This window comes from Pseudomonas sp. TH34 (genome assembly GCF_016650865.1).
Lineage (GTDB): Bacteria > Pseudomonadota > Gammaproteobacteria > Pseudomonadales > Pseudomonadaceae > Aquipseudomonas > Aquipseudomonas yamanorum.
In genome coordinates this window covers 58,359-73,854 of sequence record NZ_JAEKFB010000017.1, presented here as the reverse complement: position 1 = coordinate 73,854, position 15,496 = coordinate 58,359, and the positions used below count along the sequence as shown (strand labels likewise).

Sequence of the window (15,496 nt, the reverse complement as noted above, 5' to 3'; positions counted from 1 at the left end):
CAGCTACAGGAAGTATTCTTTCTAGCTCGGTGGCGTTTTTTCAAAGTCTGACTAGGATTCTTGCAGGCAGAGTTGGATGGCGCAAAGCCATTACCGATGCTGGCTATGAAACACTTAAACGGTTTAGTGCTTTTTGCTAGGACTAGAAAGGAAACGTGCCCCAATTAATATAGCCAAGAGCGTAAGACTTCCAAGTCAATTAACGGTTCTTGTACATGGGGCAAGCCACTGGAGGGGCGAATGAGTTTATTTGGTGCCCCGACACTAATCGTGGGAGAGATATCGATGAGCAATTTGCCTCTGTTGGGTCGCTGGGTTGACGGCGAAATTTTTAGCGATAGCGAATCAGGTGCTAACAAGGACTTGAATGTTTTTTATCCAAAAGTACCTAGGGACTGGTATTGGGTTGCCTTGTTGGCGGGAGGCGACCCCGGTAATTACGAGGCGATGAAGCAAGGTCAACTTATCGTCAGGCATAACCCTAATTATCAAGGCGATTCGCTCATACGCCCATTCTCTCCAGGCGGGAGAGTGCAGCGGAAGTGGGGCATGAATGCAGGGTCGAAAACGCTAGAGCTTTCTGTCGCGGTCCCACCGGAAAATTTCTCGGCGCTCAGTGGCTTCTTCGGGTACGGCGGGGATGAGCGTGGGATTTTTAATATCAATAGCTTCGCGTTTGTTGCGAACAGTCTGCTGACACAGAATAACCCAATCGACAAGCAGATATGGAACGACCATGGCTCAGGTGCGAAGGATGATGGCTCGGTATGGGGCGTAGCTAACACCGCTTGGAAGGGGAACGGCTGGCAGTGTTTCGTACCGAACTCTGGTTATGATCAGCCGGCAGGAACATTTCCATCCTTAGATTTGAATCAAATCGACTTCAGTCAAGGGTAGCAGTGGTTCTAGCAGTGATGGTGCGCTCAACCTCTGGTTAAACGATAAAAAGCCCAGCGCCGCGCTGGGCTTTTTGCATCCATCTCTCAGTGAAGTGGATGCCTGGCCAAGTCCGGGGTACAGTCCCTTCTTTCCTGGGGAGGACAACTATGAAAATTTGGCTGATGGCTCTGTCTGCTGCGATGCTCGCGGGCTGCGCGGACAGCGGACCAATCAAGGTCGGGCCTGATACATACACGATTTCAACTCGTGTTCCCTTTGGCGGGCCTGCCTCCGCGAAAGGGCAGGCGCTCAAAGAAGCGAACGTGTTCTGCGAGTCGCAAGGCCGAGAGATCCTGCTGGATCACATGCAAGCCAGTGAGTGCGCATTGCACGGCGGCTGCGGTGAGGCAGAGATTTATTTCTTCTGTATGGCCAAGGGCGATCCGCAGTTGAAGCGCCAAAAATACAGCCCAGACCCCACACAGAAGATTGAAATAGATCAGCGCTGATCAGTTAGGTCTGCTTGGTTCAGCAGTTTAGGTTGGGCCACAGTCCCGCCAAACCAAAGAGGGAACGACATGCGGATTTTGATAGCGGCGGTAGCGGTGCTGCTGCTGGCGGGGTGTATGCCACCCACGAGCGCTGTCCAGCATGTCGAGCCCGTTTCAGATACTCAGGAGTGCATGATGTACAGCGCCATGATGACAGCTCCGATGGAACCTAGGGCTCATGAGAGGCTGAGATTGGCTTGCGAGAACTCCAGGTCAGTGGTCGGCTCAAAATAGCTTGGAGGCGTATTTGAAGCGCTTAGCAGAGCTCTCCTACTAGACATGACAAGGCCAGGAAAATTGCCCCCCTCGTTCCTGTAACATTTATTCCTCACTACTACGAGTTCTGGAAATGGATTCTCACTCGATTCTCACTTTTACAATGGTCGCCGCGATTGCCATCGCCAGCCCAGGGCCTGCTATCTTGATGGCGATCAACAATAGCCTAGCCCATGGGCAGCGCAGCGCCATGTGGTCATCCCTCGGCAACGCCAGTGGCTTGTTCTGCCTATCGTCCGCTGCCATGCTAGGGCTTGGTGCGCTGCTTGCCAGTTCCGAATGGCTGTTCAACGCGGTGAAGTTACTCGGTGCCGGTTATTTGTTCTATCTGGGCTTCAGACAATTGTTCAGAAAAAGCCCGATGTTTCCCGACGGAGTTCAAGATGACTTGAATAAAGGCCGGCCGACTCGTTCCAAGCTTTTCAAATCAGCCTTCCTGACGGCGGTAACCAACCCCAAGGCGACGATGTTCTTCACCGCTCTGTTTCCGCAGTTCATCGATCAGAGCGCGGCATTGCTGCCGCAGTTTCTGATCCTTACCTCGATCTTCATGGCATTGTCGGTGTCGTCTCTGAGCATCTATGCCGCGCTCGCCTCCCGAGCCAAGGGACTACTGATCCGGCCTGCGCTGTCCCGTTGGGTCAATCGGGTGGTAGGGGCGACATTTATCGGTTTCGGTGCGGCGATCCTGACCATACGGCGGCAAACTGCATAGGGGCGCGACACCGGATATACGGTATTTACTGAGGGCTCTCAGTACTTTGTTGATATCCAAGCCAAGGGCTCGGGCTCAGAGGCGAAATATTACGTAGTGTTGAGTAATTGGATTGCCAATAAAAGACTGACCGCGTTGCAAGGCTGCCTGTAGCAGCACAACATTGTTCTCAAGGCTCGCTTCGGCGAGCCTTTTTATTATCTGGAGAAAAGCCTATGGCGGAACTTGCCATCAATTATCAGTCCATGACGACGATCCTTCTCTATGGTCATCTTCGCCAGTTTGGCAGGTCCTTCCGTATGGCGGTGAGGACGCCGGCTGAAGCAATCAAGGCTCTTTGCGTGCAACTGCCAGGGTTCGAGCGCTTCCTTTCGAATGCCAAGTCGCGAGGCGTTGAGTTCGCCGTCTTTCGAGGAAAGACGAACCTGGCGGAGAAGGAGATTGGCTTTACGGGCGAAGGTGATATTCGTATCGCACCGGTCATCACTGGCAGTAAGCGCGGCGGTGCGTTGCAAACCATAATCGGCGCCGTACTGATTGTTGTGGGCCTTGTCATCACCGGGGGCAGTTTCGGCACTATGGCACCTTTCGGTTCCGGCCTGATCATGATGGGTGGTTCGATGGTGCTGGGCGGCGTAATCCAAATGCTCAGCCCCCAGGCCGGCGGCCTCAAGACCAGTGCGGCTCCTGAAAACACCCCGGGCTACGCCTTCGGCAGCGCCAAGAACACCACGGCATCCGGTAACCCGGTACCGCTCTGCTACGGCAAGCGGCGGGTAGGAGGCGCGATCATCAGCGCCGCTATCTACGCCGAAGACCAGATGTAGCCAACACCTGAAGCACCGCAGCCGCCCATGAGGCGGTTTTTTATTGCTTGGAGAAAAGCATGGGCGCAGCACGCAAGATCGATATCCACGGCGCCAAGGGCGGCGAAGAGAAACCAAAAACGCCAACTGAGGCCCCGGACAGCCTGCGCTCCGTTGCCATCGCCAAAATGTTGATCGCTATTGGGGAGGGTGAGTTCGAAGGCACACCAACCGCCAAGGATATCTACCTCGATAACACCCCTCTGCAAGACCCCCAGGGCAACATGAACTTCCCGAACGTAAAGTGGGAGTGGCGCACCGGTGCGGTGGACCAGACCTATATCCAGGGGATCCCGTCGGTAGAGAACGAAACCACCATCAGCACCGAACTGCGTAGTGGTACTCCGTGGGTTCGTGCGATCAACAACGTCCAGCTTTCGGCTGTGCGGGTTCGCTTCGCCTGGCCAGCGCTCCAGTCTGTGGACGCCGGCGGCAACATCAACGGGTACCGGATCGAGTACAAGGTTGAACTGGCAACCGACGGCGGCGCGTACCAGCAGGTGCTGAGCGAGGCTGTCGACGGTAAGACCACCAGCGTGTACGAGCGCACCCGACGAATCGATTTGCCGAAGGCTACTTCTGGCTGGCTGATGCGCATCACACGGCTTACGATCAACCAAAACAACAACAAAATCTCCGACACAATGCAGATCGCCGGCTTCACTGAGGTGATCGACGCCAAGTTGCGGTACCCGAACACCGCGCTGCTCTACATTGAATTTTCCGCCGAGCAGTTCCGGAGCATTCCGGCGGTGACCGTCGAGACCAAGCTCAAGAAAATGCAGGTTCCGAGCAATTACGACCCGGTGTCGCGTTCATACACCGGGATCTGGGACGGCACCTTCAAGCAGGCTTGGACCGATAACGCGGTTTGGATGACCTACGACATCACCACGGCCGATCGCTTCGGCCTGGGCCGCCGCATCAAGCCGTGGATGGTCGATAAGTGGGAGCTCTACCGAATTTCCCAGTACGCGGATCAGTTGGTGCCGGACGGGAAGGGCGGTCAAGAGCCGCGCTTCATCTGCAACCTGAACCTGCAAAGCAAGGCTGACGCATGGTCGCTGTTACGCGACATCTCGGCGATCTATCGGGGCATGACCTACTGGGCCCAGGGCCAGGTGTTCACCCTGTCGGATATGCCGCGCGCCACTGACTTCGACTTCGCCTACACCCGGGCGAACGTCATCGATGGCAAGTTCACCTACTCGAGCGCATCGGAGCGCACCCGCTACAGCCGGGCTCTTGTCAGCTACGACAATCCGCTGAATAACTACGACACCGACGTCACGGCCGTGACCGACCAGAAGCTGCAGCGGCGCTACGGCGACAACCCGCTGGAGATCAGTGCGATCGGTTGCACGCGTGAATCGGAGGCCCAGCGCCGCGGCAAGTGGGCTCTGCTCACCAACTCCAAGGACCGGGCTGTCACCTTCAAGGTTGGCCTCGACGGGCGCATCCCGCTTCCTGGCTACGTAATCCCGATCGCTGACGAACTGCTCGCTGGCCGGCCGGTTGGCGGGCGCATCTCTGCGGTGAATGGCAAAGTCATTACCCTGGACCGCGACACCCAGGCCAAGCCCGGTGACCGGCTGATCCTCAACCTGCCCGACGGCAAGTGCGAGGGGCGCACCGTGCAACTGGTCAGCGGGCGACAGCTCACAGTAACCACGGCGTACTCCGTGGCACCTGAGCGGGAACTGGTGTGGGCTCTCGACGCTGACGACCTGGCCATCCCGCTGTACCGGGTGACCAGCGTTTCCCGGCCAGAGCCTGGCGTGTTCGAAATCTCGGCCGTGCAGTACGACCCTAGCAAGTTCGCGCACATCGACACCGGCGCTCGGCTGGAAGAGCGGCCGATCAGCGTTATTCCGATCACCGTGGTTCCGGCGCCGGCCAGCGTCACGCTGACATCCAGCTACGCCGTGAATCAGGGCATCGCAATCAGCACCATGAACATCTCGTGGCCAGCCGTGAACGGTGCGATCGCCTATGACGTGGAGTGGCGCAAGGACAGCGGCAACTGGATCAAGGTGCAACGCACTGGCTCGACCAGCGTCGACGTGACCGGGATCTACTCGGGCGCCTACGTGGCCCGGGTCCGCTCGGTGAGCGCGTTCGAAATTTCGTCGATCTGGAAAAGCTCCAGCCTGACGAACCTGGAAGGGAAGGTCGGCCTGCCGCCGGCGGTGGCGTTCCTGACCACCACCAGCCTGGTCTATGGCATCGGCATCCAGTGGGGATTCCGGCCGGGCGCCGAAGATACCCAGCGCACGGAGCTCTGGTACAGCCAGTCGCCGGACTTGGGCACGGAGATCAAGTTGAGCGACTTTAGCTATCCGCAGGCAAAGCACGAGATGCAAAACATCCTCGCAGGTGCGAGCCTCTACTTCTGGGCGCGCCTGGTGGACCGCACCGGCAACGTCGGGTCGTTCTGGCCGATTCCCGGAGCAGTAAATGGTCGGGCCAGTTCGGACCAGACCGAGTACGACAAGTACTTCGCCGATAAGATCGGCAAGGGCGCGCTGTACCAGAGCCTGCGTGCGGAGATCGACCTGATCACGGGCGATGGCCCTGGCTCGGTCAACGATCGCCTGGAGAAGGCCAAGCAGGAGCTGGAAGACCTGATCTCTGAAGTGGTCGATGCCTTGGAATATGTTCCTGGCAAGACCTACGCCAAGGGCGACATGGTTCGGGTGGGTCAGCAGCTGTTCCAGGCGACCAAGGCTGTACCGGCTGACACATCGCCGCCGAACGCCAACTTCTGGTTCAACCTGGGCACCGTCGCCGAAACCAACGCGGCCATGGCCCTGGAAATCAGTAAGAACAAGACCGCTATCGAAGAGGTCGACGGGAAGGTCAAAGCCACGGCCGAGAAGCTGGACGGAGTGTATGCGCTGGTCAAGTCCGACTCTGCGGGTTCGGAGGTAGGCAGCGCAGGGGATGACACATCATCTGCCGGCGCCTGGTCGCTGATGTCTGCGATTGCGGAGCGGGATTTTGCGCAATCTCAACGGTCCGACATTGTCGAGGCCAAGGTAAGGGATAACGCGGCCAGCATCACTACCGTGCAGACCGCTATGGCCACTGACAAGGCTTCTACGGCAGAACAAATCAACACGCTTAAGGCGACCGCCGGGTCAAATACGGCGGCCATCCAAGTCGTCAGCAAGGCCCAGGCCACTACCGACGGGAAGGTTTCGTCGATGGTCACCTTCAAGGCTGAGACGGTTACTGGGGGCAAGAAAGTTGCTTCCGGCTTTGCCTTTGGATCGGACGGCGAGCAGGCAGAGTTCCTGATCTTTGCTCAACGCTTCGCCGTAGTCGACGAGGTCAGTGGTGCTGTTGTCCCGATGTTCGTAGTTCAGAACAACCAGGTGTTCATCAATCAAGCAATCATTAGCAAAGCGTTTATTCAGGAGATCATTCTGGGCATGACCCTGCGTTCTGAGGCTGTCGACTCCAAGGGCCGACCGCTGCTGGAGATCAACGTCAAGGCGGGCACGCTCACGCTGCGCAGTGAGGGCGTTGGTGGGTCATCTCTCCTCAATAATTTCGGGCTGGCTGTATACGACGGAAGCGACGTTCGCCGCGGTATGTTCGGGAGGCTCTCGTAATGGATCAGTTCGGGCTGGCCACATGGAGTGCAGCTGGGGTCAAGGAGCTTGACCCCAGTTCGTTCACCATGCGCGTTGCATTTTCCTCTCTTGTGTACTTCGCCCCTGGTACTGCAGGCGGCACTTTTCAAACCTTCTCCGTTCCCGGATGCAATCCACAGAACAGTTTTTCTTTGGTAGTTCCCGTTGATGTGTATGACGGGACGATATTCGAACCTCAAATGCTCGACGGGAGCGTTCGAGTTTGGCGAGGGCACAGAACCGCTGTGCAGGGATTGAACGGATATGGGACTCAGCGCGTACTTGTAGTGAGGTTTAAATGAGTTACGGATTTGAGTTCATTAATGATCAAGGCGTGGTGACGGTTGATAGTGAGTTTGCGCGCCTTTCTGTTATATCGAGTGGCCGATTTACTTGGAATCAGCAAAGTAATTTTGTTGCGATCACCATGTTTTCGCGCACTATTACCACCGTTGAAGCCCCGCTTGTATTCATAAAGCCCGATCGGGTCAACATGGTTGCGGGATTATGCCAGTTCAGAATGATCGGCTCACCGGGAGCCTGGACCGGCTTTTCTGTACGTGGCTATGACGTCAATACCGCGCGTCCCAACGGCGAGTATTTCGCCGCTGCGTGGCAGTCAGCCGCTGTTGCTGAGTACGGGGCAAGGCTTTTCGATGGAGCTGAGAAGGTAATATTCGACACCGGCATGCCCTTCGCGAATTTCACTAGAGCCTATGAGGGTTGGACGTATGTCACTGCCGGCCGAGATGCTCAAGGGTTAACCATGGTGTATTTCTCACTGCCTTTCGATTTTAACTCCAATGAATTTATGCTGATCAATAACTTCTCAATGAAGATGAGCGGCGCTCAATACGGCCAGGTAGATCTTTACTGTTGGTGGGATTTTCCTAGTAATAAGTTGTGGGCGATTACCATCGGCGCGACGAACGTCACTACGATGTTTTTGCCTGCCGTCTTTGCTAAGAAACAAGTTTAACTTAATTCAATAAAGTCACTTGAGATCTAGAGTGATTCATGAGGGGAATATTATGGCCAGACAAGAAATCATATTGGGTACACCGCCGACGGGCGTGGGTGGCGATACGCCGCGCGTGGCCAGCTCAAAGATCAACGCGATGACTCTGGAACTTTACCAAGGCATCGGCACTCCTGCGGCGCCATTGTCGATGGATCGTGGCGGCACCGGCGCCAAAACTCCAGCGGATGCACGTGCGGCGCTCGGTCTCGGATCAGCGGCAACTGCCACAGTCGGGACAGCTACCGGCAACGTCATGCCGGTGGGTGCGTACGGCCTTGGCGCGGTTTCGGCGCCTGTTTCAGCATCACCATCCACGGTCGGGTTCAGCGTCACATCCGGCGGCGGTGCAGATCAGACTCCATCGACGGGGTCGGGTGGTTCGCGCTTGACCATGAACACTGGCGGCCTGCTGTTCAACGAACTGGTGATCGCCGCAAACAGCGCCACGAGCCCGACGATGGGTTACCGCCAGTTCAATGCGAACGGCGTACCCGGCCCCTGGAACATCGTCTACACCAACCAAAACACCACCCGTGCCCAAGACGGCACCCTCAAGGCGATCTGATCATGGCAAGAGCAGCAATCAATATCATGGGGGAGACGGGCGCTCTGTTTGATATCACCTCGCTGGGTGGTATGGACGTTGACAGTTATCGCTCTGGCGTGGGTGTGTACTGTGTCACTGGCACGCTGGGTTTGGTGCCGTTTCCACCTGTCGACCAGGGCTGGGGATATTCACTGCACCCTTCGGAAAACTCTGCAAAGGTAAACGCCGCCTTCGACGAGGGCCTGCTCACCGTTACGGTGACGATGGATGGCGAGCCCTACGATCTGAAAACGCTAATCACGCTCCACATCCTGGTTCCGGATCTTCCTCCGGTAGAGCTGCCACCACCTGCGCCTATCGTTACCGACCCGCAGGAGCGCGCACAGGCCGAGATTTCCCGGCTGCGCGCTGTTGCTGACTACGCCGTTGCGCCACTTCAGGACGCCGTGGATGTCGACGAAGCCACGGATGGGGAGATTGCTTCCCTCAAGGCTTGGAAGAAATACCGCGTCGCGCTCAATCGAGTGCCAGAGCAGGCCGGCTATCCAGAGGCCATCGCTTGGCCTGATGTGCCTGCCTAACCATACGACTGAACACCCCGGCCGCCTCGAGCGGTTTTTTTTCGCCTGGAGAAAAGTATGCCGATCACCGAGACCCGCGGGGTGCGCAACCGCAACCCCGGCAACATCGACTATAACCCTGCCAACCAGTGGCAGGGCCAGCTCAAGCCCGACCCGGCCTTCGAGAAACGCTTTGCCCGCTTCGATACGCCGGAGAACGGCATCCGCGCCCTGGGCAAGCTGCTGCTGACCTATCAGCGCAAGCACGGGCTCAAGACGGTGAAGGCGATCATCAGTCGTTGGGCTCCGTCCGTGGAGAACGATACCGCCGCCTACGTGCGCGCCGTCGAGGCGAACACCGGCACCCAGCCAGGTGCAGAGATTGATCTGGCCCGGGCGCCGGTAATGGCTGGTTTCGTCAAGGCGATCATTCATCACGAGAACGCTGGCTATGCCTACCCTGAAGCGGTGCTGGCGGAAGGCGTGCGGCGGGCGCTGGCATGACGCCGGTGCAGAAGATGGCCAGCCTGGCGGCGCTGATCCTGCTGGCCATGGCTGTGAGCTTCGGCGCTGGCTGGCAGGTGCAGGACTGGCGGTACGACGGGAAGCTGGCAAAACAGGCGGGGCAGTTCCAGACGGACCTCAACGCGATCGGCAATGCCGCGAGCGCCCAGGCGCGCGCCGAGCAAGACAAGCGCCTGGCCACCGAGCAGCAACTGGCCGCCGCCGACCAACAACACTCCCTGGAGCTTTCCAATGAACAACGCAAGCAGGCTGCTCTGCGCGATCGCCTTGCCACTGCTGATGTCCGGCTGTCAGTCCTTATCGACGCCACGGATTCAGCCAGTGTCTGCAATGTGCCTGCCGCCGCCGGCGCCGTCGGCGTGGTTCATGCAGCCCGTAGAGCCCAACTTGACCCAGCGCATGCTCAAAGAATTATCGGCATCACCGACACCGGCGACCAAGGATTGATCGCGCTGCGGGCGTGCCAGGCGTATGTTAGGGCTATTGCGCGTTGAGGATTGTGGACTACGCTTTTGGCTTGGATGCTCAGGACAGCGATTTTCCATTAAAACGGACAGGCTCTTATGGACAAGCAGCTGGCAGGTCTCTCTTTTCTTTTAACGCTCAGATGGGTCGTTGTTGTGGTGGACGTTGTGTGGTTTTTTGGTAGATGAAAAAAACATAGGCGGGAACTTGCTCCGCATTCGATGGCTCCCATGAGTACACCCATTTGGATATGCAGCCATGAGCATCGGTGCAAGATTGAAGTCTGAACGTTTGAGGCTTGGATTGTCCCAATCTGCCATTGGTGCGGTTGGCGGAGTGGAAGTGAATGCTCAGGGCAGGTATGAGAGCGGGATTCGGCTTCCGCGGGCGGATTACCTCGCATCGGTCGCGAAATCCGGCGTCGATATCCTGTTCGTGGTCACTGGCAAACGCACCGAAAACGGTAACGCGGATTCGGTTAAAGCTGCTGAGGCATTGGACAGTGCAACAGAGTGCCTCGAAAAGGCAAAACAGCTGATGCACTGATTTATTTCAAGTCTGAAGAGCGGCACGATGATGAAATTCATAACCGCGCTGCCCTTGCTGATGACTCTCACATGGGTCGTAGTAGCCGGATCGTGCATGTACGCGTTTTCGTAAAGTCAGTCGCTACTGGGCTGCACCAAAGCCGGTCCTTTGTTCCGTACGTTACCTACGGCCGTGTCCACCTTGAACCATTCGAAGACCTCAGCCGGCTCGCCCTGGTGCAGCACCAGCTGCTCGGCGCGCTCCTTGGGCGTGTCCGGGTCCAACCATTCCAGCGCCACGTCCGGCGTCAGCACCACAGGGCGCCGGTCGTGGATGTCCACCATGCCGCCGGCGCTGTCGGCGGTGATGATCACGAAGCCGTCATGCTCGCCCGGTCCTTCATCGCTGTCAGGCAGTTGGCCAATGGCTGCGCACAGCACGGGCGCGCCATCCCGTCGGCGGATCAGGTAGGGCTGCTTTTTCGGGCCGCCTTCATCGACCCATTCAAACCAGTTATCGATGGGCGTGATTGCCCTGTGCGGCCAGATCGTGCGGAAGAACGGGCCGTGCGCCACTTTCTCGACGCGGGCATTGATCGGTACAGTACGATCCTTGGCCCAGTGCGGTCGCCATCCCCAGCGCACTAGGTCGGCGTGCAGCAGATCGCCCTGCAGGTGGAGCAAGGCGACTTGGGTGGCCGGCGCCACGTTGTACCGCTCCAGGGGCAATTCTCCCACGGAGTTCGCCAGGGCATTGGGCATGCTCAGCGCTGCAACGAAGTCATGAATTCCGCTGTACTGGGAAAGTCTTCCGCAAATGATTGGGCCCTCGATCTGAAATCTGAGCTTAGACGATGGTTTTTGGCCGAGTGACGAGGCCATCGAGCAGCTCTTTCAGCTGATCAGCGCGTTTCTTGTCGGCTCTTGATGAGGTCGTCAGGTCGTTGATCTGTTTGCGCATGGCGGCGGCTTCGGTACCTCTCTCGGCGAGGTATCCACGGAACTGCGTCTTGACCGCCTCAGCCTCAGCCAGCATTTGCACCAGGCCGTGAATATCCTCTCGTGCTTTGCGCAGCTGCAGGTTCAGTTCCTGGATCTCATTCTCCAGTAGGCGGGCGTGCTGTTTGTGCATTTCGAGAGGCGTGGGGATGCCAAGCCACTCGCAGGTGTCTTCATCGATGTTCATGGGAGGTATTCCGAGTGCTGTATGTGCGTACAGTATTCGAGATTTGGCGAAGCGGAAGGCTTGAGGCGACGAACTGCAGATTTACCCGACGATCAGTCAGGCGCCATGAGGACGGCCAGGGTCAGCTTGATGAACTCTTCATTCTCGTCGATGGTGTGTAGAGCGCCGCGCACGTTTTCCGCCACATCAGCGGAGCCTCGCTGCTCGACCCAGTTCGAGATCTCCATGATGGACGCCTCAAGAGCCAGCTGGTTTTCGTAGAGTTTGGAGAGCAGCGAGGGGAGAAGGTCTGAGTTGGGCATCGGCGTTCCTCTGGTGGAGTGAACAGCTTAGCAGTTGGCGATTGGGAGCCCATTCCAAGTTCATGAGTGTCCGCTCTCGAGACAAAGCGGACAAATGGGATCGTCACTACGGCACGGGATAAAGCCTGTGCAACGGCCGGACGCAGAGCGTCCAGAGCGGCATACCCACGCAGAGCGTGGGAGCGATCATCAAGGCTTGACCACAGGAATCTCGGGAAACAGAAATCCGTCGTCCACTCTTTTTTGGGTGAAGTCGTTGCTGCCGTGCTGGTAATTTCGAGAGATCGAGGCTATCCCATTTGGCACACAGAGCATTGGTACTGACAGTGAATAAAGTTCTCTAGCCAATTGGGACTCTATGATTTGTTATAGGGTGTACTATCAAGACCTGTCCATCAGAAATCAGCTAGCCATGTCCGCGCAAAACGAAGAGAGCCGCCAGATCGTAGCTGCTCTGGCGCACCGGGTTGGCCCCAATGCTGATACTGCAAGCATCGCGCAAGTGACGGTCTCGATTTTGGAGGCTATGCACGCAGCACTTACCCCTATCATTGGTCAGCAGGGGGTCGCAGCGCTTTATCGACGCAGCCTTCATCTCTGCGCCTCCCGCCAACCGCACCTCGCCCACATATCTGATCGTGTGCAAACCGCGCGGGACCTCAACGCTCTTAATTCTGAACTCGTTACAGAAAGCGAAGCAGACGCCTTGTTGTTTGGTGAGGTGATGCTGACCACCTTCTACGAACTGCTCACTACGCTGATCGGGCCCTCGCTCACCGCACGCTTGCTTCGTGACGTGTGGAATCCTTCTTTGAGCGACACATCTGCGCAGGAAAATTCGCCATGAACACCAAAGTGACTATCAACCGCTTGGCCACCGGGGTGCCAGGATTAGACGAGGTGCTGGGCGGGGGATTGCCGGAGTTTTCGTTCAACCTTATCGCCGGCCCGCCGGGCTGTGGCAAAACCACCCTGGCGCATCAAATGATGTTCGCCCTGGCTACGCCCGAGCGTCCGGCATTGTTCTTTACCGTGCTCGGCGAGCCTCCGTTGAAGATGCTGCGTTACCAACAGCAATTCGACTTTTTCGACGACGAAGCTATCAATCAATCGATCCGTTACATCAACCTGGCCAGTGACACCCTGGCGGGGGATTTGGATGAAGTGTTACGCCGAATCGTCGCTGAGGTAGAGGCATACTCACCGGCGCTGGTGTTCGTCGACTCGTTTCGCTCAGTGGTGCTAGCGAGTCAGACTCAGGACAACCCCAATAACAACTTGCCGCAGTTCGTTCAGCAATTGGGCATGTTGATGACCACTTGGCAAGCAACAACCTTCCTGATTGGCGAATACTTTAGCGAAACTGATACCAACCCAATTTTCACCGTAGCCGACGGCCTGATCTGGCTGCGCCAGAGCGTGCAGCGCAATTCCATGGTGCGCAAGATGGAAATCATGAAGATGCGCGGCCAGCCAACGCTGCCGGGGTTGCACACCTTCCGCATCGCCACGTCAGGCATAAAGGTTTTCGCGCCGGCACCGCTCAACCACGTTAATCCTCCCCCGACGTTTCCGATGCAGCGCCTGAAAATGGGTGTGCCACAACTCGACGAAATGCTTGGTGGTGGCTTGCCCCGTGGATACTCGTTATTGGTGGCAGGCCCGTCAGGTTCGGGCAAGAGTATTCTCGCTGCGACGTTCCTCGCCGAGGGCGCGCGCAATGGCGAGACCGGCGTGATTGCGGTATTTGAACAACGCCCCAATCACTCCCAGAACACCACTCTTGCGGGGTTGATTAAGGATGGAAAAGTCGGTCTGGTTGATAGCCGTGCACCGGACTTATCCATCGACGAAATCGTCCAGTTGCTGTTGAGCGAAATAAGCCGACTAAACGCCACGCGCGTCGTGATTGACTCCCTATCAGGTTTCGAACTGGCGCTGGCCCCGACATTTCGTGAAGACTTCCGTGAGTCGCTGTCGCGCATGGTGACGGCTCTTACTGGTGCAGGGGTCAGCGTATTGATGACCTCCGAGCTGGAAGACCGATACACCGACCTGCGCTTCAGTCCTTACGGCACGGCATTTCTTACCGATGCAATCATCGTCCAGCGTTACATTGAAGTGCAGAGCCGCTTGTTGCGGATCATGGCTGTGGTCAAGGTGCGGGCCAGCGCTCATTCCGATGAGCTGCGGTTGTACCAGATAGACGATGATGGCTTGCAAGTCGGCAAAATGTTGCCAGATAAGGAAGGATTGTTAGGGGGGCGACCTACCCAACAGCGTACGGTCACATTCGAAGGATGAGCGAAATATAATGAGCGAGGCCGACGGCAAGAATGACCAAGCTATAGCTACTGCAGCACGTGAACTGTTTCTTCTCGGCCAGAAAACGGTCGCGGCGCGTGCGGTTCTAGCAGCGGTTCATAAGGAACTCAATCAAGCCAATACTCAACTCGTCGATAGTCTCCATATCGAGCAATTGATTGAGGCCAACCAGCAGTTGGTGCTGTCAATTCTATCCGCGCAGTCGGATGCGGAAAATCCGACAAGCTCCCAGATAGAACAGCAGATGTACCTAGAGATGCGCGAGGCAAATGAGCAATTGGTGATAGCCGCGCTTAGCGCACAAGACCTGCAGGTTGCAGCGGAACATGCGCTGGAGCAGCAACGCAATTTTCTAAACCAGGTGGCCCACGAACTGCGAAATCCTCTGACGCCCATTAGCTTGATTGCTGGCAGGCTGGTACGTGTCCCTCGCGAAGAATTACCCCGCATGCAGATGTTGATTGAAGGCCAGGTGAAGCAGATGTCCCGACTGGTCGAAGACTTACTCGACATTGCACGCGCCAGCACCGGCAAATTTCGCCTTGATTGCCACATTGTCGATATGGCTCAAATCATCCATGAGGCAATAGACATCTGCACCCCGATGATGGTCGCTAATAACTTGCATTTCAGTTCGAAACTGCCGGATTGCACTTTGATGGTTAACGGCGATGCAGCGCGCCTTACTCAAATCCTTGGCAATCTACTGGGCAACGCAGCGAAGTATACGCCTGCGGATGGTACGGTCATTCTGACAGCAACAACTCAAGCCGAATATTTGGAGATACTTATTCGCGATAACGGTATTGGTATAACTCCCAACGCACTACCGTTTATTTTTGAGCCCTTTGTACAGGATGTTCACGCGGTGGGTTTCAACGGGGCGGGCCTGGGCATTGGTCTGACGGTCGTGCGTGAGTTGATCGAGGCCCATGGCGGTACGGTGACTGGTACTAGTGAGGGAGAAGGGAAGGGAAGCGAGTTTGTAATGAGACTACCCCTAGCGAGCCATTGACGGCGCCTAGACGGGAAAAGGCTTTCCAAAGGCCTAACTATAAAGCATTGAATGACTGCTTTTGGCCGATTGTGTTGAAAAAGTCGACGTTGGTATGC

17 protein-coding genes are annotated in these 15,496 nt (G+C 56.9%); 14 read left to right on the top strand and 3 right to left on the bottom strand.

Translation table 11 applies throughout. The annotated features are described in order from the left end of the window. Positions 1–240: 240 nt before the first annotated feature. The 11 genes from JFU58_RS10515 (at position 241) to JFU58_RS10465 (ending at position 10,589) form a co-directional block, all read left to right on the top strand. Positions 241–897, top strand: a complete 657-nt coding sequence (locus JFU58_RS10515; protein WP_201140570.1) for a hypothetical protein — start codon at positions 241–243, stop codon at positions 895–897. Between the two features lie 149 nt (positions 898–1,046). Then, positions 1,047–1,388: a hypothetical protein gene (locus JFU58_RS10510; RefSeq protein ID WP_242167177.1), complete on the top strand. Its 342-nt coding sequence runs from the start codon at positions 1,047–1,049 to the stop codon at positions 1,386–1,388. Positions 1,389–1,779: 391 nt separating this feature from the next. Next, positions 1,780–2,421, top strand: a complete 642-nt coding sequence (locus JFU58_RS10505) for a LysE family translocator (protein WP_201140568.1) — start codon at positions 1,780–1,782, stop codon at positions 2,419–2,421. Between the two features lie 215 nt (positions 2,422–2,636). Further along, positions 2,637–3,248 (top strand): tail assembly protein, encoded by a 612-nt coding sequence (locus JFU58_RS10500; protein WP_201140566.1) that lies wholly within the window; start codon positions 2,637–2,639, stop codon positions 3,246–3,248. Between the two features lie 59 nt (positions 3,249–3,307). After that, positions 3,308–6,904 (top strand): TipJ family phage tail tip protein, encoded by a 3,597-nt coding sequence (gpJ, locus tag JFU58_RS10495; protein ID WP_201140564.1) that lies wholly within the window; start codon positions 3,308–3,310, stop codon positions 6,902–6,904. A gap of 319 nt (positions 6,905–7,223) precedes the next feature. Next, entirely contained in the window at positions 7,224–7,904 is a 681-nt protein-coding gene (locus JFU58_RS10490) for a hypothetical protein (protein WP_201140562.1), read from the top strand. Between the two features lie 52 nt (positions 7,905–7,956). Continuing rightward, the gene (locus JFU58_RS10485) at positions 7,957–8,511 is read left to right on the top strand and encodes a hypothetical protein (protein ID WP_201140561.1); all 555 of its coding nucleotides are present in this window, start codon (positions 7,957–7,959) and stop codon (positions 8,509–8,511) included. A 2-nt stretch (positions 8,512–8,513) separates the two neighbouring features. Beyond that, on the top strand, positions 8,514–9,074 hold the full coding sequence (locus JFU58_RS32420; RefSeq protein WP_201140559.1) for a tail fiber assembly protein: 561 nt from the start codon (positions 8,514–8,516) through the stop codon (positions 9,072–9,074). 57 nt (positions 9,075–9,131) lie between these two features. Further along, positions 9,132–9,557, top strand: a complete 426-nt coding sequence (locus JFU58_RS10475; RefSeq protein WP_201140557.1) for a structural protein — start codon at positions 9,132–9,134, stop codon at positions 9,555–9,557. Continuing rightward, positions 9,554–10,072, top strand: coding sequence for a lysis system i-spanin subunit Rz (locus tag JFU58_RS10470; protein WP_201140555.1), 519 nt, complete (start codon positions 9,554–9,556; stop codon positions 10,070–10,072). The genes JFU58_RS10475 and JFU58_RS10470 overlap by 4 nt, the downstream gene beginning before the upstream one ends. A 229-nt stretch (positions 10,073–10,301) precedes the next feature. Continuing rightward, positions 10,302–10,589 carry a helix-turn-helix domain-containing protein gene (locus JFU58_RS10465; RefSeq protein WP_201140553.1) on the top strand — a complete coding sequence of 96 codons (288 nt, stop codon included), beginning with the start codon at positions 10,302–10,304 and terminating at the stop codon, positions 10,587–10,589. Positions 10,590–10,705: 116 nt separating this feature from the next. On the opposite strand, the gene JFU58_RS10460 is transcribed toward JFU58_RS10465, so the two are convergent. From JFU58_RS10460 to JFU58_RS10450, 3 genes are all read right to left on the bottom strand, one after another. After that, positions 10,706–11,389: an SOS response-associated peptidase family protein gene (locus JFU58_RS10460; protein ID WP_201140636.1), complete on the bottom strand. Its 684-nt coding sequence runs from the start codon at positions 11,387–11,389 to the stop codon at positions 10,706–10,708. A gap of 28 nt (positions 11,390–11,417) precedes the next feature. Beyond that, a complete protein-coding gene (locus tag JFU58_RS10455; protein WP_201140551.1) occupies positions 11,418–11,756 on the bottom strand; it encodes a hypothetical protein in 339 nt (112 codons plus the stop codon). 92 nt (positions 11,757–11,848) lie between these two features. Further along, a complete protein-coding gene (locus JFU58_RS10450) occupies positions 11,849–12,058 on the bottom strand; it encodes a hypothetical protein (protein WP_046383000.1) in 210 nt (69 codons plus the stop codon). A 412-nt stretch (positions 12,059–12,470) separates the two neighbouring features. On the opposite strand from JFU58_RS10450, the gene JFU58_RS10445 reads away from it, so the two are divergent. From JFU58_RS10445 to JFU58_RS10435, 3 genes are read left to right on the top strand one after another with little or no spacing between them, the layout of a single operon-like run. Then, positions 12,471–12,905: a hypothetical protein gene (locus JFU58_RS10445; protein ID WP_201140549.1), complete on the top strand. Its 435-nt coding sequence runs from the start codon at positions 12,471–12,473 to the stop codon at positions 12,903–12,905. After that, entirely contained in the window at positions 12,902–14,362 is a 1,461-nt protein-coding gene (locus JFU58_RS10440) for an ATPase domain-containing protein (protein ID WP_201140548.1), read from the top strand. The genes JFU58_RS10445 and JFU58_RS10440 overlap by 4 nt, the downstream gene beginning before the upstream one ends. A gap of 10 nt (positions 14,363–14,372) precedes the next feature. Next, on the top strand, positions 14,373–15,398 hold the full coding sequence (locus JFU58_RS10435; RefSeq protein ID WP_201140547.1) for a sensor histidine kinase: 1,026 nt from the start codon (positions 14,373–14,375) through the stop codon (positions 15,396–15,398). Positions 15,399–15,496: the final 98 nt, after the last annotated feature.

What these genes read in the sequence shown, in the direction of transcription:
- JFU58_RS10440 (WP_201140548.1), top strand. Translation starts at nt 12,902, where the DNA reads ATGAACACCAAAGTGACTATCAACCGCTTGGCCACCGGGGTGCCAGGA.
- JFU58_RS10515 (WP_201140570.1), top strand. Translation starts at nt 241, where the DNA reads ATGAGTTTATTTGGTGCCCCGACACTAATCGTGGGAGAGATATCGATG.
- JFU58_RS10435 (WP_201140547.1), top strand. Translation starts at nt 14,373, where the DNA reads ATGAGCGAGGCCGACGGCAAGAATGACCAAGCTATAGCTACTGCAGCA.
- JFU58_RS32420 (WP_201140559.1), top strand. Translation starts at nt 8,514, where the DNA reads ATGGCAAGAGCAGCAATCAATATCATGGGGGAGACGGGCGCTCTGTTT.
- JFU58_RS10490 (WP_201140562.1), top strand. Translation starts at nt 7,224, where the DNA reads ATGAGTTACGGATTTGAGTTCATTAATGATCAAGGCGTGGTGACGGTT.
- gpJ (WP_201140564.1), top strand. Translation starts at nt 3,308, where the DNA reads ATGGGCGCAGCACGCAAGATCGATATCCACGGCGCCAAGGGCGGCGAA.
- JFU58_RS10475 (WP_201140557.1), top strand. Translation starts at nt 9,132, where the DNA reads ATGCCGATCACCGAGACCCGCGGGGTGCGCAACCGCAACCCCGGCAAC.
- JFU58_RS10510 (WP_242167177.1), top strand. Translation starts at nt 1,047, where the DNA reads ATGAAAATTTGGCTGATGGCTCTGTCTGCTGCGATGCTCGCGGGCTGC.
- JFU58_RS10450 (WP_046383000.1), bottom strand. Translation starts at nt 12,058, where the DNA reads ATGCCCAACTCAGACCTTCTCCCCTCGCTGCTCTCCAAACTCTACGAA.
- JFU58_RS10445 (WP_201140549.1), top strand. Translation starts at nt 12,471, where the DNA reads ATGTCCGCGCAAAACGAAGAGAGCCGCCAGATCGTAGCTGCTCTGGCG.
- JFU58_RS10470 (WP_201140555.1), top strand. Translation starts at nt 9,554, where the DNA reads ATGACGCCGGTGCAGAAGATGGCCAGCCTGGCGGCGCTGATCCTGCTG.
- JFU58_RS10500 (WP_201140566.1), top strand. Translation starts at nt 2,637, where the DNA reads ATGGCGGAACTTGCCATCAATTATCAGTCCATGACGACGATCCTTCTC.
- JFU58_RS10455 (WP_201140551.1), bottom strand. Translation starts at nt 11,756, where the DNA reads ATGAACATCGATGAAGACACCTGCGAGTGGCTTGGCATCCCCACGCCT.
- JFU58_RS10485 (WP_201140561.1), top strand. Translation starts at nt 7,957, where the DNA reads ATGGCCAGACAAGAAATCATATTGGGTACACCGCCGACGGGCGTGGGT.
- JFU58_RS10465 (WP_201140553.1), top strand. Translation starts at nt 10,302, where the DNA reads ATGAGCATCGGTGCAAGATTGAAGTCTGAACGTTTGAGGCTTGGATTG.
- JFU58_RS10505 (WP_201140568.1), top strand. Translation starts at nt 1,780, where the DNA reads ATGGATTCTCACTCGATTCTCACTTTTACAATGGTCGCCGCGATTGCC.